7 protein-coding genes are annotated in these 8,457 nt (G+C 34.8%); 3 read left to right on the forward strand and 4 right to left on the reverse strand.

All coding sequences use genetic code 11. The features are described from left to right. Nucleotides 1–33: 33 nt before the first annotated feature. Genes AACZ30_RS05480 through pdxH form a run of 4 tightly spaced genes read right to left on the reverse strand, consistent with a single transcriptional unit; the run spans nucleotide 34 to nucleotide 4,265 of the window. Nucleotides 34–930 (reverse strand): exopolyphosphatase, encoded by an 897-nt coding sequence (locus AACZ30_RS05480; RefSeq protein WP_339648170.1) that lies wholly within the window; start codon nucleotides 928–930, stop codon nucleotides 34–36. 58 nt (nucleotides 931–988) lie between these two features. Beyond that, nucleotides 989–3,118, reverse strand: coding sequence for a polyphosphate kinase 1 (gene ppk1, locus AACZ30_RS05485; RefSeq protein ID WP_339648172.1), 2,130 nt, complete (start codon nucleotides 3,116–3,118; stop codon nucleotides 989–991). A 3-nt stretch (nucleotides 3,119–3,121) separates the two neighbouring features. Beyond that, entirely contained in the window at nucleotides 3,122–3,607 is a 486-nt protein-coding gene (locus AACZ30_RS05490; RefSeq protein WP_075327174.1) for a histidine phosphatase family protein, read from the reverse strand. A 10-nt stretch (nucleotides 3,608–3,617) separates the two neighbouring features. Continuing rightward, nucleotides 3,618–4,265 carry a pyridoxamine 5'-phosphate oxidase gene (pdxH, locus tag AACZ30_RS05495; protein ID WP_075327175.1) on the reverse strand — a complete coding sequence of 216 codons (648 nt, stop codon included), beginning with the start codon at nucleotides 4,263–4,265 and terminating at the stop codon, nucleotides 3,618–3,620. 314 nt (nucleotides 4,266–4,579) lie between these two features. Here pdxH and AACZ30_RS05500 point away from each other — a divergent pair, with 314 nt between their 5' ends. From AACZ30_RS05500 to AACZ30_RS05510, 3 genes are all read left to right on the forward strand, one after another. Continuing rightward, nucleotides 4,580–5,062, forward strand: coding sequence for a hypothetical protein (locus AACZ30_RS05500; protein ID WP_339648173.1), 483 nt, complete (start codon nucleotides 4,580–4,582; stop codon nucleotides 5,060–5,062). A 454-nt stretch (nucleotides 5,063–5,516) separates the two neighbouring features. Further along, the gene (locus tag AACZ30_RS05505; RefSeq protein ID WP_339648174.1) at nucleotides 5,517–6,023 is read left to right on the forward strand and encodes a hypothetical protein; all 507 of its coding nucleotides are present in this window, start codon (nucleotides 5,517–5,519) and stop codon (nucleotides 6,021–6,023) included. Between the two features lie 26 nt (nucleotides 6,024–6,049). Then, nucleotides 6,050–8,457: hypothetical protein (locus AACZ30_RS05510; RefSeq protein ID WP_339648176.1), on the forward strand; the 2,408-nt coding region annotated here is incomplete at its 3' end.

Below are 8,457 nucleotides of genomic sequence, written 5' to 3' on the forward strand. Positions count from 1 at the left end.
GTAGAGATTTATCCGGGTTTAATTTTAAGGTATTTAATTATTGTTACCGTTGTAAAGGGATCTTATAATCCCATCGGCCAGACCTATTTTTGGCACAAAAATATTATCTGCTCTTGCCCATTTCATAGAATTTAGATAAATTTTTGATGCTGGAATAATTACATCGGCACGGTCACTTTTAAGCTGAAGGTCCATAATTCGTTCCTCGTAGCTTAAAGAGTTCAACAATTCATTGTATTTTTTAATGTACGCAAGGCTTAAGGGTTTTCCTTCTTTCTTTCCGCTGGTTTTAAAAATATTATTAATGTTTCCACCAGAACCAATAAGATCTATATCTTTATAAGGCTTTGTTGTTTCCCTAACCCATTTTTCCATCTCTTCCCAGGTGCCATCTTCAACTAAATTATTTAAAAGGCGTACAGTGCCAATTTTAAAAGATCTTGACGCCACGGTTTTTCCACCACTATAGAGAGTATATTCTGTGCTCCCGCCACCTACATCAACATATAAATAATTACAATCGTTTTTAATAAGTTCATGTAAATCTGTAGCAGCAATTATTGCAGCTTCGTGGTTACCGTCTATAATTTCAATTTCGACGCCGGTTTTTGCTTTAATTTTTTCAACTACTTCAGCGCCATTTTTAGCTTCCCGCATAGCCGAGGTAGCACAGGCTTTATATTTTTCAATTCCGTGAGATTTCATGAGAAGATTAAAAGCTTGCATGGTATCTACCATTCGTTCTATATTCTTCTCAGAAATAATACTTTCTTTAAATACATCTTCTCCAAGTCTAATAGGAACCCTCACCAGGGAGGTTTTTCTAAAATCGGTTTCTTCCCTGCCTTTTTGTTCTGTAATAGTAGAAACCAGAAGCCTAACGGCGTTGGAACCTATATCTATAGCTGCGTAGTTTTTTTGTGTAATCACGAGATAAAATTTTTCTATTTTCTCACCAGGTGAGGTTTATAAAGATTTGAGGTTGAGGCTAATTATCTATTTTCTTTTTATTCTTTTCTGGTTTGGTGCCGGGTAATTTTTTTAAATAATAATCGTATAGTTCAAACTGGGAACGCAATTTTTTTGTACTGCTGTTTCTATAGGCATTATCATGCTTAGAGGTAATTGTCCTTGCTTTTACATTATCGTTCCAGCTAATATCAAAAGTTTCAATAATTTCCTGTTTAATTTCTTCATCATAAATTGGGCAAGAAATCTCCACACGAAGGTCAAGGTTTCTGGTCATCCAATCTGCAGAAGAAATGTAAACCTTAGAATTCCCACCATTTTTAAATATAAATACCCGCGGATGTTCCAGGAATTTATCTACAATACTTATCGCTTCAATATTCTCGCTTAAACCTTCTACACCGGGAATAAGACAACAAACCCCACGTACAATAAGCTTGATCTTTACCCCGGCCTGGCTGGCCTGGTATAGTTTATCTATCATAGGATAATCTGAAAGACTATTAAGCTTAAGCGCGATGCCAGAAGGTTTTCCTTCCCGGGCATTTTCAATCTCCTTTTGAATAAGGCCTACAAAAGTATTTCTGCTGTAATGCGGAGAAACTATTAAATGTTTGTATTTATTTACTTTATAATTGATTTCGAAGAAGTCGAAAACTTTATTCACTTCTTTCAAAATTTCGGGATGAGCGGTGAATAAGGTATAGTCAGTATAGATGCGAGAAGTAGATTCGTTAAAATTACCGGTACTAATAAAGCCATAGCGCTTTGTTTTACCTTCTTCTTCCCGCTCTATTACACAGGCTTTACAATGAACTTTTAAACCCGGCACGCCAAAAATAAGCTGAACCCCTTCTGCTTGCATTTGTTCAGCATAGCGAATATTGGCAACTTCATCAAAACGAGCGCGTAATTCAATTTGCACAATTACCTTTTTGCCATTTTTTACAGCATTAATCAAAGAGCTGGCAATATGAGATATTTTTGCCAATCTGTAAATAGTGATTTTTATAGTTTTCACCTTTGGATCTAAGGCGGCTTCCCTTAAAAACTTAACAGTATAGGCAAAACTTTGGTATGGTGCATACAATAGATAATCTTTCCTGGCAATACTTCCAAACAAACTGGTTTGTAATATAAGCCCAGGAATTGGCAAAGGCTCTATAGGTTTATAAAGTAAATCTTCACGGCCAAGACTGGGAAAATTCATATAATCACGCCTATTATGGTAACGCCCACCGGGAATAATACTATCGGTAGATTCTATGCCCATTTTATTCATTAAATAAGACAAAGTATCATCGGCAATGTTCATATCGTAAACAAATCTTACCGGCTCCCCCTTAATTCTATCTTTTACACTACTGGAAATCTTTTCAATAAAACTTTTACTCAGGTCACTGTCTATGTCCAACTCGGCATCCCGAGTAATCTTTATCATATGTGCCGAAATACTTTCGTATTCAAAAATATTAAAAATTGTACCCAGGTTATATCGAATTAAATCGTCTAACAGGATTATATACTGCTTCCCATTTTCTTCTGGAAGCACTACGAAGCGTTCTATGCTTCGAGGAATTTCAATTAGAACATATTTGCGGTCTTTTTCGGTTTTAACCAGCACTTTTGAAATTCCTTTTTGAGGCTTTTCCTCTTTCATCACCATCTTTACGGCTAAATAGGCTGCACTGTCTTTTAAACTTGGAATTTCAGGAAGATCATTAAGAATTATAGTTACAAGGGCCGGACTTACTTTGGAAAGGAAAAAGTTTTTAATGAATTTTTGCTGCGTAGCAGAAACCTGTTTCTCATTAATAATATGAATATTATAATCTTTTAACTGATGCTGAATATCGTCTAAAATCTTAAGGCTTTCGGCTTGTTGTTCAATTACTATTTGGGTAATTTCTTCAAGTAGTTTGCTGGCTTTAATTCCGCCCAGAACGCTTTTTCCTGCTTTTCCTGCCAGGTCAATTCTTTTTACGGTAGCATACCTTACTTTAAAAAATTCGTCTAAATTATTAGAGAAAATTCCCAGAAATCTTAATCGTTCTATAAGTGGAACAGTTTCATCTTCGGCTTCCTGTAAAACCCGGGCATTAAATTGTAACCAGCTGAGTTCCCTGTTTAAATATTTTCTTTGCGGCATAAATTAGCGTAAGTTTTTGGGGAATAATTGTAGTAAAGTTTTACCGGTTTCAATGTCTTTCCAGGAATTTAAATCAAAATCTATTACACAAAGTCCTGTAGTAGGTAAATTGTCTATAGGTTTATCGCCTAACCGATTAACCAAACCCGTCATTGCGGGATTATGCCCAAATACCATGAGTTTTTCTACATTATCGGGGCAGGTTTTAATTACAGAGAGTAATTGACTTTCATCAAACGTATAAAGTTCTTTTTTTACGGTGAATCTATCATCGGGTATTTCCATTTCGTCTTTAAAAAGATTTGCCGTGGTGTTTGCCCTAACTGCGTGACTGCTCCATAAAGTTAAATTTCCACTTTGAAATTCCTTAAAGGTTTTCAAAACTACCTCAGCATCGTTATAAGCACGTTTCTTAAGCGGTCTTTTTTCATCTGGTAAATTATTTCCCCAGGACGATTTGCCGTGTCTCACTAGAATTAATCGTTTCATAATTTCAATTTTAAGGTGCTAAACGGTTACGTTCCCAGGTATCCTGTTCTATAAATTCATAGATTATCCTATCGTGCAAACGGTTATTTCTACCCTGCCAGAATTCAAAACTTCTGGGGGTTACCAGATAACCGCCCCAGTGAGGTGGTTTATCTACATCTTTATTTTGATATCTTTCTTCAATTTCTTTTAACTGTTCTTCCAGTTCTTCGCGGGAGCTTAAAACATTACTTTGGTTAGAAGCCCAGGCGCCTAATTGACTTCCCCGGGGTCTGGAACCAAAATAAGCTGCAGATTCTTCTTCGGTAGTTTTCATTGCAACACCTTTAATAATTACCTGCCGTTCTAATGGTGGCCAGAAAAAGGATAAACAAACTCTTGGATTTTCTTCAATATCCCGGGCTTTTTCAGAATTATAATTAGTATAAAAACTGAAACCCATTTCACCAAAAGACTTTAAAAGTACTATACGATTTTTTGGAAATCCTTCTATTCCACAGGTGGCGAGACTCATAGCATTTACTTCTGCTATTTCAGGATGCTCTTCCGCCTCCTCAAACCAGGCGGTAAAAAGCGGCAGTGGAAAAGACGGGACATTATCTTCTAAAAGTTCGCTTTTTCCATAGCTTTTTCGGTAATCATCAAGGCTCTTTTGCATTGTGTTTTGCTTTGCTGCAATTTACAAGTTTTAGGCTGAAGCCGGAAAAATTTTGAGATAAGATTCTGCTTTTTATAGTTGAAATGCAAATAGAAAAAAGAACTAAATATAGACGAACTGCACTCATTTCTATGTTCTGCAAATAAGTTCGACCAAAAACACCGACGAAATGCATTCCATTACATTTTATCTAATAATAATGCGATATAACTAAAAATATTAATAATAATACATATAAAAAGTAATATCGCTTAATTTTGTTCAATACATTTAACTAATCGCCATTATTAAATTAAACTAAAATTAAATTGCAAATGAATTTTTATAAGAATTTTTTCCAATTTAAAAATCAAATACTCACTAAGGCTTCTATTATTATTCTTGCTATAAGTTTAGGAAGCTGTACCGCTGGAATGACAAATCCAGATAGCTATAGCAGAAATCACGTAGTTTATGCCGTAGATTTTAACCCTCAAAATTTAAGTGAACTTCAAATCTCAAAAATGGATGAAGGTAATTGGATAGATCAAAAAACCAGTAAAAACGGTAAAAGTGCGCGTTATACTATAGAAATTCAAGACGACTTTTTAACGGTTATCTCTAATAAAAATAAAATGGATGTCCCTACTTACCAAACCTGGATAGATTATGCAAGACAGGAATTAGGTTATACGGTACAGGACGAATATGATATTTTTACAACTATAGAAGAAGGTTTTATCTATGAAATAGACCTGCAAGAACACCCTTTAATAGAAGGTGAACAACATAGAATTTTAATGTACGAACAAAACTAACTACCTAATTACCTCAACTTTTTTTATAATTAACCACCTTATCGGGTGGTTTTTTTATGTTTAAACCTAAGGTTTATCTGCTGTTATAAATTCTTTTAAACAATGGCTAAAAACGTTTATTTGAAATATTAACCACCTGATTTCCCGTATTTTTTACTTCAATATTACCATTCAACGAAAATAAATAGGCTTTAATCTAAAAAAAAAGACAATTTGGTCTTTTAAAGATTATTCACTGTAATTTTATCCTAAGATTAACATTTAAAATAGGTCATCCCCCATACTTTCCTATTAAAAACTTACCCCAAAAGTTTTCAAAGTGTAAATCTCACATTCGTAAATATTTTAAAAAAACTACCCTTGTTTGATCCTTCCCCTAAGGATCAGTGACCTTTTTATGCCAAAATTTAAAATAATTTTTCCCTTGAAAAACGGGAAACAGAACTATAGAATTATGAAAATAAATTCACTCTTTAAACTCCTTATCCTTGTATTGTTTGCTAATACTTTTATTGGCAATGCACAGGAAAATTACTCGATTACCAATTTTGACCAATTAATAGAAGAACAATCTACTCAAACCCGAAATCAACAAAATTTTGACTCTGGGGAAATAGAAAATCTTAAGAATCTGGTTTTCGAATTAAATCCGCTACTAGTTGTTCAGGAAAATGAGCACGCCAAAATGGGAGATGGAGCGCCAAAACTGGTAATTGTACCCTCTAAATATTTATCAAATATCTCCTCGCTTAAAACCGAATTGCAAAGTGTTGTTTTAATTCTAATTAAGCATTCCTCAAACAATTTATATACAAGTTTAGATCTAAGTTCTATTAAAAGTACTGCTTTAAAATATGTTTTAATTGAATGTGATTTTGAATGTAATGTATCTAATATTCAAAATATGCTAGAGAATACTTCTAACGTAAAAGTTCTTTACAGGACTACAACAGAGCAATAAAATATTGCCCTCATAAATTCAGGATTATGGAAAAAAACTACTTTAGAAATCAGTTTACCTATACAAGATTCGTATTAATAGCATTTACATTGTTATTTTGCACTGCGGCTGTAAATGCACAGGTATATAAGGAATTTCAGCAACGAACTTCACAATATTCTACCTCAAAAAAGATCTATAATATTAAGGGAGACTTCACTATGATTGGCAACACCAATCTTAGCCTTTTTTCCTATGGGGAAAATACAAATAACAGTAACAATTTAATGCAATTTGTAGACGAAGACAACGTTTCTTCCACCAAAAACTCCTCTGCAGCTGTTCTTGAATTTTCAAACGAAAATGGAGCAAATCCTGAGTGCTCCAATATAATTTATGCCGGACTTTATTGGTCTGGACGTACCAATAATTCTGGAAAGACCAATGCTAAAAGAAACATAAAAGTAAAAGGTCCAAATAACTCTGCTTATCAAACTATTAGCGCAAACGTGAATGATATTCTTTTCCCTGGACCATCAGATATGTATGCTGCTTATGCAGAAGTAACCGATTTAGTGAAAAACAATGGTACCGGGGAATATTGGGTTGCCGATATGGAACTAAGTGAAGGTAACGGTGGTACTACCGGTTTTTACGGCGGATGGGGAATGATTGTGATCTATGAAAATTCGCAAATGGATTGGAGGGATGTTACCGTTTTTGATGGCTATGCTCACGTTGAAGGGAATGTTGTGGCAAATTATGAACTTCCTGTTTCGGGATTTAATACCGCGCAATCTGGCCCCGTAAATATGAAAATGGGAATAATGGCTGGCGAAGGTGATGTAGGGATTTCAGGAGATTATTTTCAGATAAAAAAGAATAGTAATAATACCTGGTTAAGTCTTTCTCACGAGCAAAACATTACTAATAATTTCTTTAATTCTTCAATTCAAAATAATGGTTCTTCAAGAACACCAAATTATACTAATAATACCGGAATAGACATTAGCATGTTCAATATTCCAAATGCCGGGAATTCAGTTATAGACAATAACCAAACCAGTACCACCTTTAGGTATGGTTCTACCCAGGACACCTACTCCATTTTTTCAATTGCCATGTCTGTAGACGCTTACATTCCTGAAATTGAAGGTATCTCCTCTTTAAGCGCAATAAATGGAAATATAGCGGGCAATCCACCATATAATGCAGTACCCGGTGACGAATTAAGCTATAAGGTTGAATTAAAAAATAAAGGGACCGAGAATGTAGAAGACGTAAAAGTGGTAATTCCGGTTCCATATAACGCCGATTATCTTCCTAATGGTTTTTCAACCAATTTTTATTTCTCTCCCAGTCCGCAAAATAATGAAGTATATTTTGATCCCACTTTAGGTGCAACCGGATCTATAGTTTGGGAAATAGATGAATTACCGCTGGCAAACAATACCAATGATGTTTTAGCCGATCTCACCATAAAATTTGGGGTAACTAAAAATTGTACTATTCTTTCCAATATCTGTCCGGGTTTTGATCTTATAAGATTTAACGGAAATATTAGTGGTCGCGGAGCTATAACAGGTACTACTTTTCAAAACAAAGACCTTATTCAGGGATATGAAACCGAAGGAACCTGCCAGGGAGAACCTATTACTACTCCTTTTGAAGTAGCCATAGACGCTACCAATTTTCGAGCTGAAAATTGCCAAAATTCAGATGAAGCCAGAAAATTTGTGTATTGTAATAGAGAAGATCCAATAGGTATTTCTGAAATTAATTCAGGGTTTCCTAACGGAACAAGGTTCTTTAACGAATCTCCGGTAACGAATAATAGTACCGAGTATACTACCAATAATCCCATTCCAAATAATTCGGGTGAATATTATGCGGTAATCCCGGGAACCGAGAATTGCGCAATACCTTTTACTATAGAAATTACAACTATAGCTTCGGTACCTGAAACTGAAGCAATCACTTATTGTCTTAACGATGAAGCAGATCCATTAACAGCTGTACCCAGTAATCCCGATTTCAATTTATATTACTATACCAGCGAAGAAGATACTTCTCCCGAAGTTCAAATTATTCCATCTACTTCGCAGTCTGGTGAATTCATCTATTACGTTGCTGAAGGAGAGTCCGCAAGCTGTATAAGCCCTAACAGAGCTCCCATTAAGATTTCTGTAATAGGAGAACCAGAAATTACCGCACCACAAAATCAAACAATTCAAACTTGTGATAATGATTTTATAGACGACTCTATTCCGGGCTTGGCAAATGAATTTACCACTATTTCTCAGCAAGTTTTTACAGATTTAGGTGGAAGCATTTCTTTTACTGAAGAGATTGAAAGTATAAGCTATAAGGATTTTTTACAACAACAGTCACCCGCAGTTTATCAGCGAATCTTCAGAATTACTTATGAATGTGGAAATATAGATGTTCAACAATC

This window comes from uncultured Salegentibacter sp. (assembly GCF_963972535.1).
Classification (GTDB): domain Bacteria; phylum Bacteroidota; class Bacteroidia; order Flavobacteriales; family Flavobacteriaceae; genus Salegentibacter.